Raw genomic sequence first — 20,688 nt, 5'->3', positions numbered from 1 at the left:
TGCTATCAATATTAAACGGTTAGGGTTTTTCATATCTCATTTCCATTTAATTATACGCTACCTTTTGCTACAGGCCGGATCCTTTTTGATACCAACATAATATGGTTCTGTTGCAAAAAAATTAATTTAGTAAAATTCAAAAAATTTTTTCACTTACAATAATAATGAAACCTAAACCAATTAGCTAAATTCCTACTTACAAAGTCAGATTAGTTATTATTTAACATTAAAATCCTACTTTAAAAATGGGGAAAATTTTTTGCAACAAAACCTACTGCTGTGTGATCCAGTTCAAGACCACGTTCTCCCATCATTTCCTCCAAATCCCGATAGCTGATGCCGTATTTACAGTACCAGCGTACACATTGCATGATCACTTCGACATGAAAATGACGCCATTTGAAAACGGATGAATTTTTTAAACTCATAGGAATAACCAGCTAAATTAGCTTAATATACAACCATATTATTTTTGCAACACGCCCTAAAATGTTTCCATTTGAAACTGAGCATGGCCGGACACACCTGAAAAATTACTGACTCTAGCAAAATTCAAAATTTTTGCGACAACGCCCAGCCTTCCATGGCGCGCAGTATTAGTAGAAAATTCATCGCAAAGGAGCATTATGGGATTATCTATTTATCTAAAACTTTTTAAATATTATTTTTAGATTGTTTTAAATCTTCAATCACTTTTTGATAATGCTTATTATTTTGCTTGAATAAATTCCACCGTGTTTCCATAAATCTTTGTTCTTGGGAAGAATTGGAGCGCATATTAAAATCTTTAAATGCTTTCGGCATTATTTTATAATTAAGAGTATTATCTAAAGTTGCAGCAATAGGTCTTAATAAAGTTAACTCTTCTTCGCTTAATGGTTCAGGATGAGCCTTAACTTCATTTAGAACCTTATATTTCTGCTTATACTCAATGAGCAATGCTTCAAATTCTTTGTTTAGATCTTTAGTTAATAAATTGGTTGTATCAAAATTATTAAGATGTTCTATTTGATTGAATATAGGACATATAGGATCATTAATTAACATTCCTCTTAGAATAATATTCCTTGGCGCATTCACTAATTTTTCAACTACCTCCAATATAAATGGTTCTGAAATCTGAATATTCATTTGCTTGATTAAGCGATTAGATATTTCATTGACAGTTTCAATTTTTGTACCAATTTTTCTAAGCTCTCCCTTATTTATCCACTGTATTAATTCTTTTAAACAATCTAAAGAAAGATACCTTTCATCAATTGCCGTTGGCAGGATTTCGTTCAGCCATGAGGGAGAAACCCATGTGCTCTCTGGCCACTTCTTTTTATTATCAGATGAACGATAAGCACCGTACTCTATTAGCTGGATGATGATAGAAAAATGGGGATAGTATTTTTGTATTAAAATAAAATAATCTCTTAAATCAGATATATCTACAACTGATCCTTTTTTGGGCTCAGTAAATAATAGATCTACAGGTGTTAAATTATCGTTATTTTTTATAGTTGGATTAGCGCCCATAGCTAATAAAACTTCCAGATCATCAAGAAAACCAGGTCCCTTGTAGTTTACGCCATCCATATAAAATGGGCCTTTCATATAAGGATTATAATAATGATCGAACATGTCCTTTACCATGAGATGTAATATAGTATCCCCATTCTTATCTTGTTCATTAATATTAAGCTTTTCACATTGAATAAGATCTTTTACTGCTTGACTGCGATTGATATTTGAATTTTTTTCATGGAAAATATCATGTAATTTTGACATTGCTCACAACTCCTTACAAAAAAATTACTTTAGCTCACGTATTAAGCCGGTACAAGATTGTTATAATAAAAAATATTAGTTTTAATTTAATAAAATTCCATTTAATTTAAGCGAATATGGGTTGCCTAAGCAGCTTGGTAATCTTATAAAAATTTCTTACCGAGGTAATAAGCAAAAGCTATATTAGCGGATGTGTAAGATTGGAGGTGTCATAAATGAGCTTAAAAATTTTCATGAACTAAATCTTACCCATTATCGTGGCTTGGAAAATCTGAACATTCAAGGATACATGGCTGCTATTGCTATTAACATTAAAAGAATAATTTCTTTTTGGCTTCAAGTTTGGTTAGTTAAATTGAGGTTCTGTTGCAAAAATGGCTATGTTGCAAAAAATAAGATAACTGTATACTAAAAGGATTTAGCTAGTTACTTTTATGAGTTTTAAAAATCCCATAGATTTCAAATGGCGCTATTTTCATGGTTCAGTTTTAAAAAAGGACAATTCAACAGGGAATGTATGGCGCTAGTAATGAAGTCTCTATTAAACAATTATTTCATGTCTATAGCTAAACGAAATCCTATAGTTGTATTTTTTTAGTTTTTTATTTTTGCAACACGACCGTTTCATCTAAGTGCCACCACCTGGCATAACGTTACTTATGCAATTCGAGCGTTTTTTTAAGCTTAGGGGCGTGCGGCAAACCAAACGGTATAGGGTTGTATGCTCCAGCTCAAGACCATGTTCCGTTACTATTTCCTACAAATCCCTATAGTTAATGGCACCAGCGTACATATCACCATGAAATAACGCCCTTTAAAGGTAGATTTTACAGAGCGTATTTAAATATTGCATTATAGAATTATAAGGCAAGTAATTTATAAGCTAATAGTCATTTTTGTAACAGAGCCTCTTTGATAATATTTAAAACGCTGCCACTATTTTATATATTTATAGAGGGGAACCCAGCAGAATAGTTACTTTCAGCAAACTGTGAAGATTTACGCTGACTATCTGCAAAAAAACCAATACCGCCTCCTACAACACTGCCAATTGCGGCAGCAGGAATAATAAATTTTAATATACCATAACCGTATAGAAATTCATCGTTACTAACTACTTATTTTTAATTTTATTGCACCCCAAATTAGTGTACATTTCAAATAATAAGCATTGTATGTATTATTAACTTTATTTTAGCCAATTAATTAAAATTTAAAGTCAAAGGCAGCTTCTCATCCCTTGCCATAAATTAGTAAGCAAGAATAAGCATATAAGATAAGCTAGCTGTGATAACTTATCAAAGGAAAGAATAATGACATTATTTTCTACACTTATTACAGAATATGAGACAAATTATTTCAGGCATTTCCCTGAGCAGGCACTTTTAAACTATCGATCTGATGCCAAGCTTGATAGCTTTTGTGATTTTTCACTTACAGGCATTTTGCAATGGGAACAAGAAGAAGAGCGTGTTTTATTGGCCCTTAACCAAATAGATGTTAGCCAATTAAATGATGAAGAGCAGGTGAGCTACTCCCTATTAAAGGAACATTTAGAGGCAAAAAAAGACAGCCGTATTTGTAAGACATACCTTTGGGACGTAAATCCACTAGATGGTTGGCATGTCCTTATGACTGATGTTGCCGATCTTCAGCCAGTCGAAACGGAAGATCATCAAACTAAAGCTTTAAATCGTTGGTGTAATTTTTCCGAAGTTGTCAAGGCTCAAATTGCTAACTTACAGAAAGGCGCTAGTCAAGGTTTTACTGCGCCTAAGCCAGCCGTTGAGAGAGTAATAAATCAAATTAACCTTATCATTACTGAAGAAATTGAAAAGTCTCCCTTTTATTCTATGGCTGAGCGCAGTAATAATGAGGCGTTTAAAGAAAAAATAAAGGGGTTGATTTACTCGGTAATTAATCCCTCCTTAAAACAATTTAATGATTTTCTACAAAATGAATATTTGCCTATGGCCAGAACTGAAATTGGTATTTCTGCTCTACCTCCAGGAGAAAGAGCTTACCAAGTCAAGGTCAAACAGGAAGCTACGTTAGATATTGGCTTTCAGCAAATACATGAGCTGGGCTTAAATTATATGGAGAAATTAGAAAAGGAAACGAAAGATATTGGTTCTAAAATTGGTAAATACGGTACTATGTTTGAAATTTTTCAAGCAGTCATGAATGACCCTAAAAATACCTTTTCCACGGAGCAAGAGATATTAGATTATAACCTGTCAGCGCTTAACAGAGTCAAAGAGAAGGTATCTGCTTGGTTTGATATGATGCCTAAATCTGAAGGTGTCATTCGCCCATACCCACTTTATAAGGCACAAACTGGCGCCCCTGGTGAGTATAGGTCACCAAGTAAGGATGGTAAAGAGCCAGGCGTTTTTTATATTAATACTTATGAACCTAATAAAATAAACCGAATTGACCAAGAATCTACGCTATTTCATGAGTTAATTCCGGGCCATCATTTTCAAATGGCCTTGCAAGTCGAAGATGAAAAAATACCTGAATTAAATCAATATTTATGGAACAGCGGGTATGGTGAGGGCTGGGCACTTTATGTAGAGCGATTGGCAGATGAAATGGGTCTATTTATTGATGATATTTCTCGTTTAGGTTTGTTATCTAATGAAGCACTGCGTGCAGCACGTTTAGTAGTTGATACCGGGATTCATGTAATGAATTGGACTAGGGAAGAAGCTATCTCATACCTTAAAAAACATACCACGCTCTCTGATGTGCTTATTGGAGCAGAAGTAGATAGATATATTATGTTGCCTGGGCAGGCCACCTCCTATATGTTAGGTAAATTTGAAATTGAAAGGTTAAGAGATTTAGCCAAAGAGCAGCTTAAAGAAGCTTTTAATATTCGAGAATTTCATAATCAGGTTTTAAAAAATGGTGTAGTGACACTTCCTATGCTAAAAAGTCAAATTGAATGCTGGATTACGGAAGAAAAAAAACACCTTACCCAGCAAGCTAAAGACTCGCCAACTAATGAGAATAAAACCGGCCATGCTAATAATCGGTACCTATTTTTAGGCAATCCAAATCCAATCATAAAAGAAAATTGTGAAGATAAACTCCATTCTACTTCGCCGCTAATTAATTAACTTAATTATTAATTAAGGATAAGTTCTTTTTAACAAGAAATAGTGAAATTATTACCATAAATTTAATTATAGAGTCTAAAAAAGAGGTTTATCGAGATTCTATTAAGTTACAATACCAGCGCACGCACTGCAAAATGACCGCCATGAAAGTGATGCCATTTGAAATCAGATGCATTTTTAAAACTCATAGAGACTACCCAAATTCAAGTATGATACTTATAGACTTGTTTTTGCAACACCACCTTTAAAATTATCAAATAAATCACCGGATTTTTTAACTATTTTCCAACAAGTAAGATCCTTTACTAGTTAAATTAATTAAAAAAAGTTTATATTCTTTACTTTACTACTACCCCAACCAAGGCCAGAAAGAAAAATGTTTAGGCAAAATAGATTTAACCAGTAATTATAGAGCTGTTTTTTACTTTTTTGATAAGCTCGAAGAAGAAAACTCCCGAGCAATTCCTAAGATTAAATACATATATAACAGCCAAGATATAAGTAAAAGTTGATTGTTTTTGTGCCATAAAACGACACATAGCCCTGTCGCTATTAAACTTTCAACTATCAATATAAAATTAGAAAGTTGTTTATAAAGTAATTGAACCTGCTCATTAGTAACCTTTTCAAAAAAAATTGAAAGTTAATGATATTTACTAAAAACTTTTGTTTGAAACCCCTTTTTTTCATTAATTAAATTTTCCTTACAAAACTAGCAGCCTACAATAACTATTTAACTTAACATTTAGAGAAAATTGACTTGTTACTTAATAAAAGTATAGATAACGTATGAATATTTAGCTTAAGTATAATTATTGTTTGCCCTAGATAAATAGAAAGTATAATAATTGACATTACCTAGCATTGAATTGTAATAAAAAAGCTTATTACTTTTTAGATTAAATTATCAAAGGTTTTCCATGCTTTGCACTAAATACAATTGACCTTAACACCTTGAGTTATAAATTCATGAATTTAAGTTTAGAGCTGCAGAGGAGCCAAAGAACTTCAATACTCTCTTTAAATTGATTAACGATTGCTGAACGTTTTTTATTATTGTGGCATTGAATTATAATGCCAGCTAAAACATACAAGTCCAAAGATAGACTGATAGTTTACTTTTTTCTCCACCAAAAAATTGAAAGCAATAGATAAGCTATTAATTCACTAATAATACTAAAACTTTATTTTTTAATAACTTATTTATTAGCCTTGCAATTTATTTGTTTTTCAATAACTTATGATATAAAGTGTCTTTAATTTAGATAAAGCAAGTCTATTATGCACAATACTAATTTAGATTATAAAGCACGATTAATTGATTTAGGCCTATCCTGTACTTTTTTGATTGAACAGCTTAATTACTATGAGGCCTACATACGATTAAAGCCTGCCATGCAATTTTATCAATATCCATTAGTCGTTGATGCTTCATGGCAATTGATGTTTTTTAGCTCATCTAAAACTGTGTCTGACTATTTTCTACAAGAATATAAAGAGGCGACAGATAATGTAGGAGCGGCATTAGTTCATTATGCTAGCTGGGCTGGAAATGTTGACGCTTTAAATTGGTTTAAAATGAACTCACCTGAACAATTAGTAAAAAGAGATAGTAAAGGTAGAAATGCAAGTCACTATGCTGCAATGTCTGGGTGTACTAAAGCCTTAGATTGGTTTAAAGCAAATTACCCCGAACAATTATTAGAAAGAAGTTATGGGAACGTTACTCATGGCCACTACATAGCTTTATCTGGCTCTGCTGATGCACTAACTTGGATGCAAGCTCATTACCCTCAGCAGTTACTTATAAGAGATAGTAATGGAATTAGTCCAGCTTTCAAAGCTGCTTGGATTGGCTTTACTCAAACACTAGACTGGTTTTATAGGAATTATCCCCACGAATTCTTAAAAAGAGATAATTCAGGTAACGTGCCTGGTTATTATGCTGCATTGTCAGGTAGTGTTGAGGCGTTAACATGGTTTGAAAATAATTATCCAGAGCAACTTTTAGAAACAAACAAGTATGGCTACAATATAACGCATTATGCTGCAGCATCCGGCTCTACTCAGCAACTACAAATAGTTTTATCGCGATATCATTCACCCAATCAATTTTCTTTTATTAATATGAATAAAAAGCTTTTAGAAAAGTCTATTACTTGTTTATTAGAATTATTAAAAACTAATTATTCTATTACTAAAGTAACCAATCTTTCACTTGTTAATAGCGAGCGAAAAAAGCTAATTGAAACTTATTTAGAGCGAAATAAAGCAATAAAAGAAACAAAAATGAGGTTTATTCCTTTTACTCAATTGTCAGACCATCATCACGAATTGACCCCTGAGCTCAAAATGCAGGTGCTAAATTACTTACTGCCTGAAGGCGTTAATGAAAAAACTATTTATCATTCACTGCTACCCCAGCAGCGTATCTTATTTATTTTAAAAAATACGTTGAGGGAATCAGTGAAATCCGGTCATGATATAAAGGCTTTAAACAAATTGGTTAATGAAGTAGATGCAATGCAAGAAAGTTTAGATGCAGAAGCACTATTACATCAAATAGAGCTTTTTGAAAAAGAGTTGCAAGCAGGGCAAAAAAATCATTTCTTTAAGGTAACTCTTGCTCCTAATCAACTTACATGTTTATCTCTCATTAAGGCTATTTTAACTAAAGAAGACAGCTGTCAAGCAAATCTTAATTAATTTTNAATATAAAGAGGCGACAGATAATGTAGGAGCGGCATTAGTTCATTATGCTAGCTGGGCTGGAAATGTTGACGCTTTAAATTGGTTTAAAATGAACTCACCTGAACAATTAGTAAAAAGAGATAGTAAAGGTAGAAATGCAAGTCACTATGCTGCAATGTCTGGGTGTACTAAAGCCTTAGATTGGTTCAAAGCAAATTATCCCGAACAATTACTAGAGAGAAGTTATGGGAACGTTACTCATGGCCACTACATAGCTTTATCTGGCTCTGCTGATGCACTAACTTGGATGCAAGCTCATTACCCTCAGCAGTTACTTATCAGAGATAGTAATGGAATTAGTCCAGTTTTTAACGCTGCCTGGATGGGCTTTACTCAAACACTAGACTGGTTTTATAGGAATTATCCCGACGAATTCTTAAAAAGAGACAAGTCAGGTAGCATGCCTGGTTATTATGCTGCATTGTCAGGCAATGTTGAGGCGTTAACATGGTTTGAAAATAATTATCCGGAGCAACTTTTAGAAACAAACAAGTATGGCTTCAATATAACGCATTATGCTGCAGCATCCGGCTCTACTCAGCAACTACAAAAAGTTTTATCGCGATATCATTCACCCAATCAATTTTCTTTTATTAATATGAATAAAAAGCTTTTAGAAAAGTCTATTACTTGTTTATTAGAATTATTAAAAACTAATTATTCTATTACTAAAGTAACCAATCTTTCACTGGTTAATAACGAGCAAAAAAAGTTAATTGAAACTTATTTAGAGCGAAATAAAGCAATAAAAGAAACAAAAATGAGGTTTATTCCTTTTACTCAATTGTCAGCACATCTTCTCAAGTTGACCCCTGAGTTCAAAATGCAGGTGCTAAATTACTTGCTGCCCAAGGACACTAACGAAAAAACCATTTATCATTCACTGCTACCCCAGCAGCGTATCTTATTTATTTTAAAAAATACGTTGAGGGAATCAGTGAAATCCGGTCATGATATAAAGGCTTTAAACAAATTGGTTAATGAAGTAGATGCAATGCAAGAAAGTTTAGATGCAGAAGCACTATTACATCAAATAGAGCTTTTTGAAAAAGAGTTGCAAGCAGGGCAAAAAAATCATTTCTTTAAGGTAACTCTTGCTCCTAATCAACTTACATGTTTATCTCTCATTAAGGCTATTTTAACTAAAGAAGAAAGCTATCAAGCAAATCTTAATTAATTTTCAGCTTTGGCACCTCTTTGTTGCAAGAAATAACAAATCTAGAATTTACTACTAAAATCTAAAAAAATATTGAGTGTCTCACAAAAAAACCTTATTTAAGATGGAACATCTAATTATTGCAAGACAGGGCTTGATAAATAAGACGCAAATTCAATATGTACCTTACTTAAAAGTTAGGCTGTAGGTTATTAGAAGGTAATTGCTCGTTTAATAACACCTTGTAATTTGTTACAAAGGTTTTTAGAAGTGGGGCATTTGCTGATGCCAGTTGCAAAATTTGCAGCAAATCCTCATTCTTTTTCCCTGGCTCACTGATTAAAGAATTCCTGGATTGAATAGATTAGTAAAATGTTTGTACATAAATGGGCAGGAGAAGTGAATACACTATTTGCTGCAGATTTACTACAGGATTTGTTGCTAGTGCCTAACTTAGATCGAGAATAAATTAGGTTTTTTAACTAGGACGCATTAACCAGTGATAGCAATTATAGTGCGGTGCTAGATCAAAATTTAATAGACTTTATTAATCGTTTAGGACAACCAATTCCCCGTAGTCAGTTCTACTGTTTTAGTCTTTTCAAACTTGTTTGTTAAGGCTTGATGAAGGGCCTCTTTGATGTTGATTAATGGCTAAAATGTTATCAGCGCAATGCATGCATAATACTAATGAAAAAATATTTATTTTATGCTTAATATGAGCACTCTGATAATATTTACATGGAAATAAAGTCATGCCTCCACCAAACAAAACTTTACAATCGACTCAGAGACAGATTGTAGCGCAAGCAAAAGAGAAAAATAAGAAATTGACGCAAGCTCAACAGCATGTAAAGCTTAATTCTGACAACAACAATGATGAGGGTTTTACTCTTATTAACAAGCTTACAGATGTTGATGCATTTTCATTTGAACCTACTACTGAATTTAATTTAGATAAAATAAGACAGCAATATCATCAAGTTTTGCGTGATTCTCTTACAGGTTTAGTTAAAACTACTTTATTACATGCTAACTTGTTAATAAGAGATTTAATTAATGAATTGCGGACTACGCCGATTATTTCGCCCTCATTTGCAAAAACTGGAATAAATATAAATAATTTAGAGTTAACCAAGGCTACTCAACTTTTAGAAGAAGATATTAATTTAATTTCTCTTGATTGTGATAAAGAAAATAGTATCTTTTTTAGTTTAAATGAGTTGATAAAATTTAAAAAAATCTTAAAAGAGGCAGCAGTAGATTACTATAATTTAGAAAGAGAGAAGTTAACAGTAAACGCAAATCAAGAATTCTGCCAACACATTGCTGCAGCAGTAGAAAGTTATGAGTATAAAATTTATCATCACTTATCAGGTACGTGTTGGTCTAGAAAATTTGGTGAGCTGATGAGTGATATTTTAAATCTTTATGCCAGTTTTAATTTTCAAAGGCATTTAAACTCAGTCGATTTCACCCTAGAAACAAAAGAGAAATATAACTATGCAATTCCCCATACTAATCCGGAAGTCATGCCAGAAACTATTGGTGCTTGGCGAGAGAAAAAATCTCTACCAAGCGTTGTTTCATGGCCACAATTTAGTATGAAAAAATCGCAACCGCAAACAACAGAAGAAGATATAAAATCACCCTCAATTTGATAGGGATTTTAAGGCTATCATATTACTGCAACTATAATGAATGTAATGGCTTAGAAGGCTATTTTCTGCGTTTAAAAATCATGTTCTTTAGATATTGTTTTAGTCATAGAGAAAAGAGGTTAATAAGCTACGCTTTACTAGGATTTCAATGCATCGACATATTTAAAAGTATTGGGTTGATTATAGAAAGTAAAATAAAAAATATATACGTTTTTTAAAATTAAATATTTTAATAAAAAAAATTGAATAAAATGAAGGTCATATAGAGTTGCAAAATAAGGCCTCAATATTATCAGCAAATGGAGTTAAATCGGCCCTTAAAAATACTTTCTTCAGCTTATAATGAAACTAGTGTGCTATATTTAAGCTATTCCCTTTAGTTTAAGTAATTAATGGAATTTGATGAAAAATTTCTTATTGAGCAAATAAAGTTTATTGTTGGTGAGCAAGTTAATGAGGCAGAAATTATTAATAGGCTTAAGCAAAATATTATACTCTCTAAAGAAAAACCTCCAAAAGAACATGAAAATTTTTTAGAAATGCTAAATTATATCATTAAGCATTTTGATAAACTAAAGCCAGGACTTATCAAAGCGGAGGTTTTAAAAAAACACACAGAAATTGAGCTTTTAAAAATTAGGACATTTAAAATATTAAATTTTAGTAGATTTAATAAAATTTATGGCGATGAAAAAAAGGCTATTCTTATACAGCAAATTAATCAGCTGGAAAATAATCCTGTAAATGGCTTCGTTGATTTGTATGTCAAATTCCAGCTATTCAAAATTCTCTTAGATAATCTGCCTAATCATGTTGACAAATTAAGTAATGATTCTTTAATAGAAAATACATATTTATATGAGGATGCTGATTATTTCCTAATTGAATTAATGTTTAATCCTGGCATGGAAAGCAATATACAGAAAAATTTTGTTCAAATACTGGATGACTTTGTCTTTTTTGTAGAAGAGGATAAAGATAACACATACAGGGATTGGCAAGATTTTTCTCAAGATATTATGCAGTTTAGAGCCGGAATAGAAAAATATATTTTATGGTATCATGAACGAGAACAGCAATTGGGAACTCAAGTTTCAAAAATAGCTTTTAGAGAGAATCTTATTATTAGCGGTGATAGGAATGTGTTACAAGGGAATGTGTCTGAATTTATTTTAAAAAATGGGCAATACTGTGGTACCGCTGGTCTTTTTCCCTGTGTTTGTATCATAGCGATAATTAAGGAAGATAATTTTGACAAAATCCTTCTTTCTCATGATCCATATGATTTTCAAGATCGTTTGGATGAAATAGAAAAAGATTATCCCAACAAAGAAATTAGTTATTATTTCGTAGGCGGGCTTCCAACTAATCTATCAGAATATATACCACTTATTACAGAAAATAATATCACCATAAAAGATATTCGCTTGTGTAGCTCGGTTTATGCTTATTTATCCTGTTGCATTAATATTAAAGATAATACTACTGAGGTATTATATACTTCCAAAATTGACTCACCTGAAATTTATCAATTAGAAAAATATGTAGGTAACGCGGAAGTAACGTACAAAAAAAGGAAATTAGATGTCAATGAAGAAAAAGATACTTATTTTGTAACCAATCAAAAGCCTACTTTTTTTTCAAAAAGAGATCATGATCTTAATCATCAAGATAATAATTTAGATTCTAATGCCTCATATGAAAATTAAGTTTAAAAATAGTAATTATCAAATTAGTGTAGGCTATGGGCGTTATCTTATAGCTCGATTTTTTTTACATTAGCTGGCAACCAAAGGAGCACCGAGTATGCGATTCAACCTCTTCTTGTTTCGACTGAACTAACTCATTTGCTTTATCGATTGTAGCTTTTTCTATACATAAATTAGCGATTGCTGTTATTTTCTCTTCATATGCTACTAATTGTGCTTTATTAGTTGGTAAAGGGATAATATGCATCATGATTCTAGCTTTCCGAGCAAATTGATTCTCATCAGCTAAAAAATTATTTATATAGACTAGTATTTCTGGCGACAAATACCCGTACATTTTTATCATTTCTCGCTCTCTTTGGATTTTATTTGGTTTTTCCGTGTCCAGCTTTTCACTAGTAAAGAAGCGAAAAAGGGGACTAGTTTGGGGGGCATTAAGGACTCTAGCCATTTGTGCCTTGCGAATACGGCTAGCTTCTTGGCCTAAATTTACATCGATGTTGGTTATTTTGGTTTGTAATGTAGGTGGAAATAAACTGGTAATACGTGCTATGGCCTCTACATCTTGGCTAACAATAATAATATTACGTACACTATCCCAGCCCTCAACCCCATCATCAGTACAATATCTCGGATGAATGCTAATTTCTTTAATGCTTTCCGGGATAACTAGAGTATGTAGGTTTTCACAGTTATTAAATACTGCATTACCAATTTCCTCTGTCCCATCAGGAATGATAAGCGTTTCTAACCTTCGGCACTCTCCAAACATATATTGCCCTATATTACCTTCAGTATGAATAATACTAGATCTAGCGCTGCTATAACGATGAATAGTTGGGGCGTTGGCTGGAAGAACTAAAGCTCTTAAGTTTATACATTCAGCAAAGGCAGAATATTCAATGTAAAGAGGACCATCCGGGAGGATGAGGCACCATAAATCCTGACAATTCCTAAATGCCTCACTTCTAATCTTAGTAACACTTGAAGGCAAAACTAATATGCGTAATTTTTCGCAGTGAGCAAAAGTTTTCGCACAAATCTCAGTAATACTGGCATAAATTTTAAGAAATTCTAAATTTTTGCAGTTTTCAAAAGCACTGATACCAATTTGTTTTATTTTATCTGAAATAATTAGTTTTTTTAATGCTAGACAATTATAAAAGGCGCCATCACCTATTGTATTAACGCTTTCTGGAATAATAAAAGAGCCATCAACTGCAATATCACTTGAGTCTACGCGTATTAATATAAGTCCATTGGGTGATAATTGCATTATAATATCTCCTCATTACGGTTAATTCTGATTACCAAGGTTCATTGCTAGCATTATTGTGCTTTTAATTACCTTGTGAATAATTAATCACTTGGGGTTATATTATCATTATTAGTTCAAAAAGTATATAAATTAATCAAATTGATTAATTTCGGGTGGATTTATCATTTCTTTGAAACTTCATCATCAAGATTATAAAATTTATTTATCTTTTAGTCGTTGTCAAAGCAAATCAATGTCTCAAATTAAATGTGCTAAAGTGTTAAGCTTATTTTGATAATATTTGTGTAATATCAAATACAAAAGACATTTTATTAGCTCGAAAAAGGGCTAAAGAGTTCGCTAAGCAGCTCGGATATTATAAAAAACAGTTTGTTCAGCTTTGTTTGTAGGATTTATTAAATTGAGAAGGACTGGATTTATCAGGAATTATAGCTTTTTCTGGTAATTAAGTTAAATGACATCCGCAAGCTATTATTTTCCAGAGTTGTTCAATAGGCCGCGCTGCAAAAATTATCAAAGCTAAGAAAAGTTAAATTTTAGGTAGATCTCAACTGTAAATTCCGAACTGTTCATTGATGAAAGAGACTTCATTTCGATTACCATACATCCAGATATTAAATTGTCCTTTTTTAAACATGCGCATGATTTCAAACCCTTTAAAAGTGGCATAAGCGGTTTTCATAGAGTGAAATCCAAGCGTAGGATTAAGCAGGCGTTTGAGCTTGCCATGGTCAGCTTCTAAGCGGTTATTACGATATTTGATTTGCTGGTGACTTGATTAGAGAGACTTCCTTCCTGTTTCAATTCATTTATGTCGTAATTATAACCTGGATTCTTATCTGTATTGATAATACTGACGTCACAGGTAGGATTGCTCTTTATTAATTTTTTCAAAAACCTTTTCGCCGCTTTAGCATCGCGACGATGCGACAGATAAAAATCAATCGTGTGCCCACTTTCATCAATCGCTCGATACAGGTATTTCCATTCACCTTTACTTTAATATAGGTCTCATCGAGGTGCCACCGCTTTGCATAACGCTTTTTATACCAGTCTAGTCGTTTGTTTAGCTCAGGGCATAGTGCTGAACCCAGCGATAGAGTGTTGTATGATCAATGGACAGGCCTCTCTCTGCCATCATTTCTTCTAAATCTCGATAGCTAATTCCATATTTATAGTACCAGCGTACGCATTGCAGAATAACCTCTCCATCAAAATGACGCCATTTGAACTCCGGATTTTTAATGGAAAGAAACTCATGAGTAAGTTGCTCAAGTATAATTCAGAAGTTTGTTTTTGCAGTGGAGCCGATTATTCCGAAAACTAATCATTTCAACATAGCTCATCCCAGATTTTTCTAATACTCGCCTTGATTGCTCGTTTTCAGGATGAACCATAGCAATAATTCTATCTAGCTTCTTTTCTCTAAAACCCCATTTAATTAAAGCAATAGCTAATTCAGTCGCATAACCCTTGAGCCAATATTCTGGAAACAAACGATAAGCTATTTCAATTTCCGGCTGATTAACATCAAAACCTAAATGAAACAACCCTGCCTGACCAATAAAATCACCATCACTTTTATTAAAAACATTAAAAAAACCTAAACCAAATTCTTTAAAATAATTTTGATCAAGGTTAATGAGCTCTTTGACCTGCTCTTTCGTTTGTAAGTTTCCACTACCTATATATTTCATTACCAAAGGGTCAGAGCGAAGAGCAAATAAAGAATCTAAATCTTTAAGTGCCATCGTTTTCAAAACTAACCTTTTTGTTTCTAAAATGATGGTCATGTAACTTTCTCAACTGATTTTCAATAAATTAAATTAACTCTAAATCTTCTAGTTAATTACTTTTTAGTTCATTGTTCTATTTAAACTCATTACTGTTCCAATAATATTTATGCTCACCTCGGAACTAACTGATATTCTTGCCCAGTCTTCATTTAATGCAATTAACTCAAACTCAGGATTCATCTTAGTAGCAGAAAGCTGTTTATATTTACGAATTAAAATTTCTTTCTCTTCATTGAGCTGAGCCACAATAAAATCACCAGGCTTGGGTAATATTTGTGGATCAATAATAAGAATATCCCCTACCCTAAATTCTGGAATCATACTTAAATCTTGCACCTCTATAGCAAAAGCATATTCACTAATTCGCTCACTTAGCTTTGGCGAAATAGACATTAAATCTACTTTTTCTGAATAAGTATCTTGTTTAATTTGATCAATATACTTAACTGGGTTACAGGCTTGTTGATAAGTTAAGATAGGAATTAAAGCACCTAAACCAGGCGATTTTTTCAAGGCGCCTTGTTTGTCATCTGATAAACACATTAAAAACGCTGCGGATACTTCTAGGGCTTTAGCAAGCTGCTTTATTTCTAGCGGACCTGGCGTTCTTTCACCACGTTCATAGTTATTAATACGCGAAACATTCAGGTCATTCGTTAATTCCGCTAACCCTTTTCGAGTTAAACCTTTTGCTAGGCGTTCATCCTTAATACGCTTTCCTATTTTCTCTTTAATACTCATAAGTTACTCACGATCCATACCGTTCAAAAACATCATATCAGATATTGACTACTTCTCAATATGTGTTAATGTTTAATCCTAAATACTCGAATTGAGTATTAATACACATTTAGTGTTAATTAAATTGTTTTTCACCATTCTTTCTACCCGAAATGATGTGTAATTGGACTACAAAATGTAAGAGGATGCAATGTACTTCATGATCAATGGAGAAGAATTAGCAGCACTGTATGAATTATCACATGTACAGCAGCTTGCTTACTTAAGAGGCATTAAGCCATACATGAATATAAAGACAGGCGTTGTTGGACTTGATCGGGGTATTAGCCATCAATCTATCGCTGAACAACTTTTTGTTGAGTCCCATCAAGGAATAAAGAGTGTAACTTATTCTCGCGCACAAGTTAGACGTGCACTTGCTGGCCTTGAACGGGCTGGTTTAATTCGGCTGCAATCAACAAATGAAAAATTAATTTTAAAATGCTTATTAGCTTCGTTAGATTATTTTGCTCAAAAAAAAGCCGTCACAAAGCCGTCAGCCCAAACCATCACCTTAAATACTAACAAATGCCTTGAAAATACGGGTGTAGAATCAGCAGTACTTTTAAAAGCCAGCATGGGTAAATTGCAAAAAGCCGTCACACCTCATAAAGATAATAATTATTTATATCTTTTACAAAAATTCGAAAAATTTTGGTCAAATTATCCACATAAAAAATCTAAAGACAAAGCTCAAGAAGAGTTTCAAAAGATTAACCCCGATGACACCCTCTTAAGCGAAATACTTACAGCACTTCATGCACAGGTCAAAAACCATGATGAGTTACAACTAGCTGGCCAATGGGTTCCACCTTGGAAATATCCTGCTAACTGGCTCGCTCAACAATGCTGGAAGGACGAGCTTACACCTATTACAACCTCGGAGCGTAAACATGCAAAAACTACAACATATTCTCGAAAAAAATCTACAAGCGAATTTTTCTGGAAGGAATGCGCAGGCGCCGACTTCGATTTTGACGAAGATGAGCCAAGACGATCAAATCCAGAAAATGTCTTTCTCCTCAGAAAAAACTGAAATACAAGATAAACGTATAGATACACTATTTACTCGCCTAGGTGCTATTTATGGCTATATCTGGTGGAGTAGCTTTCAAAATGAACATGCACTCATAGTTACTAAAAAAGAATGGTCTTCTGCTTTACAGCGTTTTGATAATCGAACTATTAGAGATGCCTTACTGATATTTCGTGAGCGCCATCACTTTCCACCTACACTGCCGCAATTTATTGAATGCTGCAAATCAATTTCTCAAAAAAATATATTTCGCAAATCAGCCGAAGAATTTGATAAGCAAGCCTTTTTAGAAGCAGCTGAATTAAACATTAAAGCCATGTTAGACATTTTAAAAGGTTAATTAAGGAGAGTTTCATGCTTATTCTTACCCGCCGAATTGGTGAACAAATCCTAATCGACAAAGGTCAAATAGAAATTAAGATTTTATATATTCGTAGAGGAAATATCGCTGTAGGTATTAGAGCCCCTAAGCATATCGATGTTGATCGCAAGGAGATTTTTCTTAAAAAAAGGGAAAGTCTACAACTAATAGCTACACCAGAAATATCAACTAAACCAAATTAGATAACCGGGCATCAGCCCGGCTGGAGTTTGTGTATGTTTAAAATTTTCATACTTATTTCATTGAGCTTAGTTGCATTAATGGCTCAAGCTGCCAATGTTAGTCAAATTAATCGATACACAACTGTTGCTAATAAACCATTACCTGCACAAATTAATCCTCTTCTTGCAATACAGCAAATACGATTTTCACAAGATATTAAAACAATTGCCGATGCAGTCGACTACTGGCTGCAATATTCAGGTTACACGCTAGCACCTAAAGAGAAACAGCCCAATATATTAAAAATTGTAATGGGTAAAAAGCTACCACAAACTCAAAGAAATTTAGGCCCTATTTCTGTAAAGGAAGGGTTAGAAATATTAGTTGGGACCCAAGTGTTTGCCCTGGTAGAAGATCATTTACAACGCGAAGTTAATTTTCAATTAAAACCTGCTTATCAACAAACCATTAAACATCAATTAAAGGGTTAAATATGATTTACCTTAAGAAATGCATTAATAAACATTTAGCCTTTATCACTTTAATGATTCTTTTTGCTAGTGAAGGCCTGGTCATTAAAAATAAAAGCGAAGCAATTAATAAGAATACTCGAATTACAACGATTATCTTAAACGATATTCAATCGCAGCTTAACAGTATCCACCAGCAATTAAAGCAGCCAAGTGAAAAAATTGATTTAACCTCATTAAATCAAGAGCTAGATATGTTAACAACCAAAATCGATCAGCTTAAAGTTAATGGTGAAACCCAAATTAATCAGTATCAATTGCTAACTAATAATCGCAATGAGGTAGAAAAACAATTAGAAAATATCCATCAGGTCGTAAACTCCATAGATAAGAAACAAAATCCTATTCACTATCTTCCTATCTCTGCTCTACCTTTCCAACTTATAAGTATTGATAACATCCAACATGTTAATCTTATCAATGTATCTTATGACTACAAAACAGTTCCTTTAGAAAAAGGGGATTCATTAGCAGGTTGGCATGTTTTACATATTGATTTTGGTAAGCAATGCGTTGAGTTTGAAAATAAAAATAAAGAACATGTTGTTGTGAAGCTTGATGAAAGTGGAGAGCAGCATGGTTAGAAATAAAATTCTGTTGCTCATCTGGCTAATAAATCAAACAGCACAAGCTGAACTGCTTATTCCCGGCATTAGCTCTGAAAATTTAAATCCATTGACCATACAAGATCAAACGTTAGCTCGCGCCGGTTTAACTACCAATCAAGAAGACATAACCTCTGATCAAAATATTAATGAACTTGTTTTAAATCCTAACCAAATACATGAAGCTAAAGTTTGGGGTTTGACGTTGGAAGAAGAAAAACGCTACGTACTTCTAATGCAAAATAGAAGTCAGCTTTACTACAAAGGATTAAATTTAACTCCCTTAGACGTTCTAGGTATTAATGCTCGTAATGAGATAGAACGTAATTATTTTGCAACACTTGCAGCAGAGCAAGAAGCTCAAAAAGTAGCAAAAAATATTGCTTGGAATAATGCTTTTTATAAAGCTTATAATAAACTTTTTGCTAATATTCCCGTCGTTGGAAATTTTGATCCAACGCCCTACTCACCCTATGCACATAAGCCCGTACAATTAAGCCAAGGCGATATATTATATTTCTTTATTAAGCCTGATGATTCAGTTGTAAGTATTATTTTAAGCATTATCGATGCAATCAATAGTACGCCTAATACTTACTTACACATCATGTTATTAGAAAGTGATGATGCGGCGATTCAATTATGGGCTAACCAGCACCAACTATCACAGCAATTAGTCAATAGTGGTCGTATTACCCTTAACCATGGTGCTCTAAATTTTGATTCTCTTCAGATAAAAAATAAATTCACGCCTTTATTACTTCTAGCAAAAAATGGCAAATCCAATATTGTCGACTTAGGGAGATTTTAAATGAAAACAAAATCTTTATTTGTAGTCAGCTTATTAATAGCAACTGTTTGCTTTAGCCATCAAACAGAAACAGTACATAATCAGGTTAGTGCTGAATCTTTAGAATTAGAGGAAAAACTAGATGCTCGACTACCTGTAAATAGCCAAGCCCAGGTAGGTCATATTAAGCGACGAAAAATAGATCTTACTCATCTTTCTCAACCTCTTTTTATTCTCGGTGGCGATCCTTTCTCATTTAATTGGCTTAAAGAACATGCCCATGAATTAGAAGAAAAGCATGCTATTGGATTTATAACCAACATTGATAACTCTAACCGCTTGGAGGAGTTTCAACGCTTAATTAAAGCCCCGCTCTTACCTGCTAACGTTGATGAACTGCTGATTATGTTTCATGAAAGTCATTACCCCTTTATTGCTCATGAGGATGAAATATGGCAGTAGAAAAGGTTAAACAAAAGCGTTCAAAAAGAATGGTGTTCAACCTACTTTTACTTATTTTTCTAGGTTGGTTAATTTTATTAGGCTGGAGTTTAAGCCTTTGGGGATTAAATGATTTTAATACAGCTTGGCAACGTATTTACAAACTGGCTAGCCAGCAGTCTTCTGCCGTTTCAGAGTTTAATGATGCTTCAATTGCTAACTACATTGACTCTAAAGTAAAAAGCATACCTACACAAAAATTAACTAAAAAAATAGAAAGTACAGGTATATTTATAAAAAGTAAATTTGATAACCTGCTGACTCATGCAGATTCTGATCTTGATGATCTTTTTATAAATGTATTTCAAGTAGTCCAACAAATCTGGAGCCTTATCTGTATAACCACCGCTGTAATATACGTTAAGGTCATGATTTTAGTTGCAAGCATTCCTCTGTTCGCTATGGCTACAACAGCCGGTTTAGTTGATGGATTAAATCAACGCGCCATTCGCACAGCATCTCTTGGGCGAGAATCATCTTATGTTTTTCACCGCTTAAATCACTATTTTAGACACGGTTTACTGCTGCTTTTAGCATTATGGCTAGCTATGCCTATTAGTGTGAATCCTGCATTGGTTTTTGTACCTGTCAGTATTTTTTTGAGTGTAATTGTCTCAATAACCGCTAGCCGTTTTAAAAAGTATTTATAGGA

17 protein-coding genes and 2 pseudogenes are annotated in these 20,688 nt (G+C 33.2%); 13 read left to right on the top strand and 6 right to left on the bottom strand.

The annotated features are described in order from the left end of the window. Window positions 1-272 precede the first annotated feature (272 nt). A pseudogene (locus tag E1P04_RS15640) lies at window positions 273-428 on the bottom strand (IS6 family transposase); the annotation flags it as partial. Between the two features lie 226 nt (window positions 429-654). Further along, window positions 655-1,773: an ankyrin repeat domain-containing protein gene (locus E1P04_RS15635; RefSeq protein ID WP_131783821.1), complete on the bottom strand. Its 1,119-nt coding sequence runs from the start codon at window positions 1,771-1,773 to the stop codon at window positions 655-657. Between the two features lie 1,313 nt (window positions 1,774-3,086). On the opposite strand from E1P04_RS15635, the gene E1P04_RS15630 reads away from it, so the two are divergent. The 5 genes from E1P04_RS15630 (at window position 3,087) to E1P04_RS15610 (ending at window position 12,175) form a co-directional block, all read left to right on the top strand. Next, complete coding sequence (locus tag E1P04_RS15630; protein ID WP_242604490.1) at window positions 3,087-4,898, top strand: DUF885 domain-containing protein; 1,812 nt, start codon at window positions 3,087-3,089, stop codon at window positions 4,896-4,898. 1,281 nt (window positions 4,899-6,179) lie between these two features. Continuing rightward, window positions 6,180-7,604 carry an ankyrin repeat domain-containing protein gene (locus E1P04_RS15625; protein ID WP_131783819.1) on the top strand — a complete coding sequence of 475 codons (1,425 nt, stop codon included), beginning with the start codon at window positions 6,180-6,182 and terminating at the stop codon, window positions 7,602-7,604. 94 nt (window positions 7,605-7,698) lie between these two features. Then, window positions 7,699-8,826: an ankyrin repeat domain-containing protein gene (locus E1P04_RS15620; protein WP_131783818.1), complete on the top strand. Its 1,128-nt coding sequence runs from the start codon at window positions 7,699-7,701 to the stop codon at window positions 8,824-8,826. A gap of 734 nt (window positions 8,827-9,560) precedes the next feature. After that, entirely contained in the window at window positions 9,561-10,466 is a 906-nt protein-coding gene (locus E1P04_RS15615) for a hypothetical protein (RefSeq protein WP_131783817.1), read from the top strand. Between the two features lie 392 nt (window positions 10,467-10,858). Beyond that, window positions 10,859-12,175, top strand: coding sequence for a hypothetical protein (locus E1P04_RS15610; protein WP_131783816.1), 1,317 nt, complete (start codon window positions 10,859-10,861; stop codon window positions 12,173-12,175). A 64-nt stretch (window positions 12,176-12,239) separates the two neighbouring features. Here the strand turns inward: E1P04_RS15610 and E1P04_RS15605 are convergent, their stop codons facing one another. From E1P04_RS15605 to E1P04_RS15590, 4 genes and pseudogenes are all read right to left on the bottom strand, one after another. Next, the gene (locus E1P04_RS15605) at window positions 12,240-13,451 is read right to left on the bottom strand and encodes a leucine-rich repeat domain-containing protein (RefSeq protein ID WP_131783815.1); all 1,212 of its coding nucleotides are present in this window, start codon (window positions 13,449-13,451) and stop codon (window positions 12,240-12,242) included. Between the two features lie 550 nt (window positions 13,452-14,001). Beyond that, a pseudogene (locus E1P04_RS15600) lies at window positions 14,002-14,700 on the bottom strand (IS6 family transposase). A 25-nt stretch (window positions 14,701-14,725) separates the two neighbouring features. Then, window positions 14,726-15,247: a GNAT family N-acetyltransferase gene (locus E1P04_RS15595; RefSeq protein WP_131783814.1), complete on the bottom strand. Its 522-nt coding sequence runs from the start codon at window positions 15,245-15,247 to the stop codon at window positions 14,726-14,728. Between the two features lie 63 nt (window positions 15,248-15,310). After that, the gene (locus E1P04_RS15590) at window positions 15,311-15,991 is read right to left on the bottom strand and encodes a helix-turn-helix domain-containing protein (RefSeq protein ID WP_131783813.1); all 681 of its coding nucleotides are present in this window, start codon (window positions 15,989-15,991) and stop codon (window positions 15,311-15,313) included. Window positions 15,992-16,190: 199 nt separating this feature from the next. Between E1P04_RS15590 and E1P04_RS15585 the strand changes: the two genes are divergently transcribed. The 8 genes from E1P04_RS15585 to E1P04_RS15550 are packed head-to-tail and all read left to right on the top strand — an operon-like array spanning window position 16,191 to window position 20,686. Further along, window positions 16,191-17,066: a hypothetical protein gene (locus E1P04_RS15585; RefSeq protein ID WP_242604489.1), complete on the top strand. Its 876-nt coding sequence runs from the start codon at window positions 16,191-16,193 to the stop codon at window positions 17,064-17,066. Then, a complete protein-coding gene (locus E1P04_RS15580; RefSeq protein WP_165482818.1) occupies window positions 17,041-17,406 on the top strand; it encodes a Vir protein in 366 nt (121 codons plus the stop codon). The genes E1P04_RS15585 and E1P04_RS15580 overlap by 26 nt, the downstream gene beginning before the upstream one ends. A 14-nt stretch (window positions 17,407-17,420) precedes the next feature. Continuing rightward, window positions 17,421-17,630 (top strand): carbon storage regulator, encoded by a 210-nt coding sequence (locus E1P04_RS15575; protein ID WP_131783810.1) that lies wholly within the window; start codon window positions 17,421-17,423, stop codon window positions 17,628-17,630. Between the two features lie 33 nt (window positions 17,631-17,663). Beyond that, window positions 17,664-18,101, top strand: a complete 438-nt coding sequence (pilL2, locus tag E1P04_RS15570) for a PFGI-1 class ICE element type IV pilus protein PilL2 (protein WP_131783809.1) — start codon at window positions 17,664-17,666, stop codon at window positions 18,099-18,101. A gap of 2 nt (window positions 18,102-18,103) precedes the next feature. Next, window positions 18,104-18,724 (top strand): coiled-coil domain-containing protein, encoded by a 621-nt coding sequence (locus E1P04_RS15565; RefSeq protein WP_131783808.1) that lies wholly within the window; start codon window positions 18,104-18,106, stop codon window positions 18,722-18,724. Then, window positions 18,717-19,556 carry a TIGR03759 family integrating conjugative element protein gene (locus tag E1P04_RS15560; RefSeq protein ID WP_131783807.1) on the top strand — a complete coding sequence of 280 codons (840 nt, stop codon included), beginning with the start codon at window positions 18,717-18,719 and terminating at the stop codon, window positions 19,554-19,556. Before E1P04_RS15565 ends, E1P04_RS15560 begins: the two co-directional genes overlap by 8 nt. Continuing rightward, window positions 19,557-19,997, top strand: coding sequence for a PFL_4695 family integrating conjugative element protein (locus E1P04_RS15555; RefSeq protein WP_131783806.1), 441 nt, complete (start codon window positions 19,557-19,559; stop codon window positions 19,995-19,997). It abuts the gene before it with no gap. After that, window positions 19,988-20,686: a TIGR03747 family integrating conjugative element membrane protein gene (locus tag E1P04_RS15550; protein ID WP_131783805.1), complete on the top strand. Its 699-nt coding sequence runs from the start codon at window positions 19,988-19,990 to the stop codon at window positions 20,684-20,686. Before E1P04_RS15555 ends, E1P04_RS15550 begins: the two co-directional genes overlap by 10 nt. Window positions 20,687-20,688: the final 2 nt, after the last annotated feature.

The organism is Legionella gresilensis, assembly GCF_900639865.1.
Taxonomy (GTDB): domain Bacteria; phylum Pseudomonadota; class Gammaproteobacteria; order Legionellales; family Legionellaceae; genus Legionella_C; species Legionella_C gresilensis.
Note: the sequence above shows the minus strand (reverse complement) of the source record. Positions and strands in the feature narration are given on the sequence as shown.

What these genes read in the sequence shown, in the direction of transcription:
- E1P04_RS15585 (WP_242604489.1), top strand. Translation starts at nt 16,191, where the DNA reads ATGATCAATGGAGAAGAATTAGCAGCACTGTATGAATTATCACATGTA.
- E1P04_RS15620 (WP_131783818.1), top strand. Translation starts at nt 7,699, where the DNA reads ATGAACTCACCTGAACAATTAGTAAAAAGAGATAGTAAAGGTAGAAAT.
- pilL2 (WP_131783809.1), top strand. Translation starts at nt 17,664, where the DNA reads ATGTTTAAAATTTTCATACTTATTTCATTGAGCTTAGTTGCATTAATG.
- E1P04_RS15575 (WP_131783810.1), top strand. Translation starts at nt 17,421, where the DNA reads ATGCTTATTCTTACCCGCCGAATTGGTGAACAAATCCTAATCGACAAA.
- E1P04_RS15595 (WP_131783814.1), bottom strand. Translation starts at nt 15,247, where the DNA reads ATGACCATCATTTTAGAAACAAAAAGGTTAGTTTTGAAAACGATGGCA.
- E1P04_RS15605 (WP_131783815.1), bottom strand. Translation starts at nt 13,451, where the DNA reads ATGCAATTATCACCCAATGGACTTATATTAATACGCGTAGACTCAAGT.
- E1P04_RS15615 (WP_131783817.1), top strand. Translation starts at nt 9,561, where the DNA reads ATGCCTCCACCAAACAAAACTTTACAATCGACTCAGAGACAGATTGTA.
- E1P04_RS15630 (WP_242604490.1), top strand. Translation starts at nt 3,087, where the DNA reads ATGACATTATTTTCTACACTTATTACAGAATATGAGACAAATTATTTC.
- E1P04_RS15590 (WP_131783813.1), bottom strand. Translation starts at nt 15,991, where the DNA reads ATGAGTATTAAAGAGAAAATAGGAAAGCGTATTAAGGATGAACGCCTA.
- E1P04_RS15565 (WP_131783808.1), top strand. Translation starts at nt 18,104, where the DNA reads ATGATTTACCTTAAGAAATGCATTAATAAACATTTAGCCTTTATCACT.
- E1P04_RS15635 (WP_131783821.1), bottom strand. Translation starts at nt 1,773, where the DNA reads ATGTCAAAATTACATGATATTTTCCATGAAAAAAATTCAAATATCAAT.
- E1P04_RS15610 (WP_131783816.1), top strand. Translation starts at nt 10,859, where the DNA reads ATGGAATTTGATGAAAAATTTCTTATTGAGCAAATAAAGTTTATTGTT.
- E1P04_RS15555 (WP_131783806.1), top strand. Translation starts at nt 19,557, where the DNA reads ATGAAAACAAAATCTTTATTTGTAGTCAGCTTATTAATAGCAACTGTT.
- E1P04_RS15560 (WP_131783807.1), top strand. Translation starts at nt 18,717, where the DNA reads ATGGTTAGAAATAAAATTCTGTTGCTCATCTGGCTAATAAATCAAACA.
- E1P04_RS15580 (WP_165482818.1), top strand. Translation starts at nt 17,041, where the DNA reads ATGTCTTTCTCCTCAGAAAAAACTGAAATACAAGATAAACGTATAGAT.
- E1P04_RS15625 (WP_131783819.1), top strand. Translation starts at nt 6,180, where the DNA reads ATGCACAATACTAATTTAGATTATAAAGCACGATTAATTGATTTAGGC.
- E1P04_RS15550 (WP_131783805.1), top strand. Translation starts at nt 19,988, where the DNA reads ATGGCAGTAGAAAAGGTTAAACAAAAGCGTTCAAAAAGAATGGTGTTC.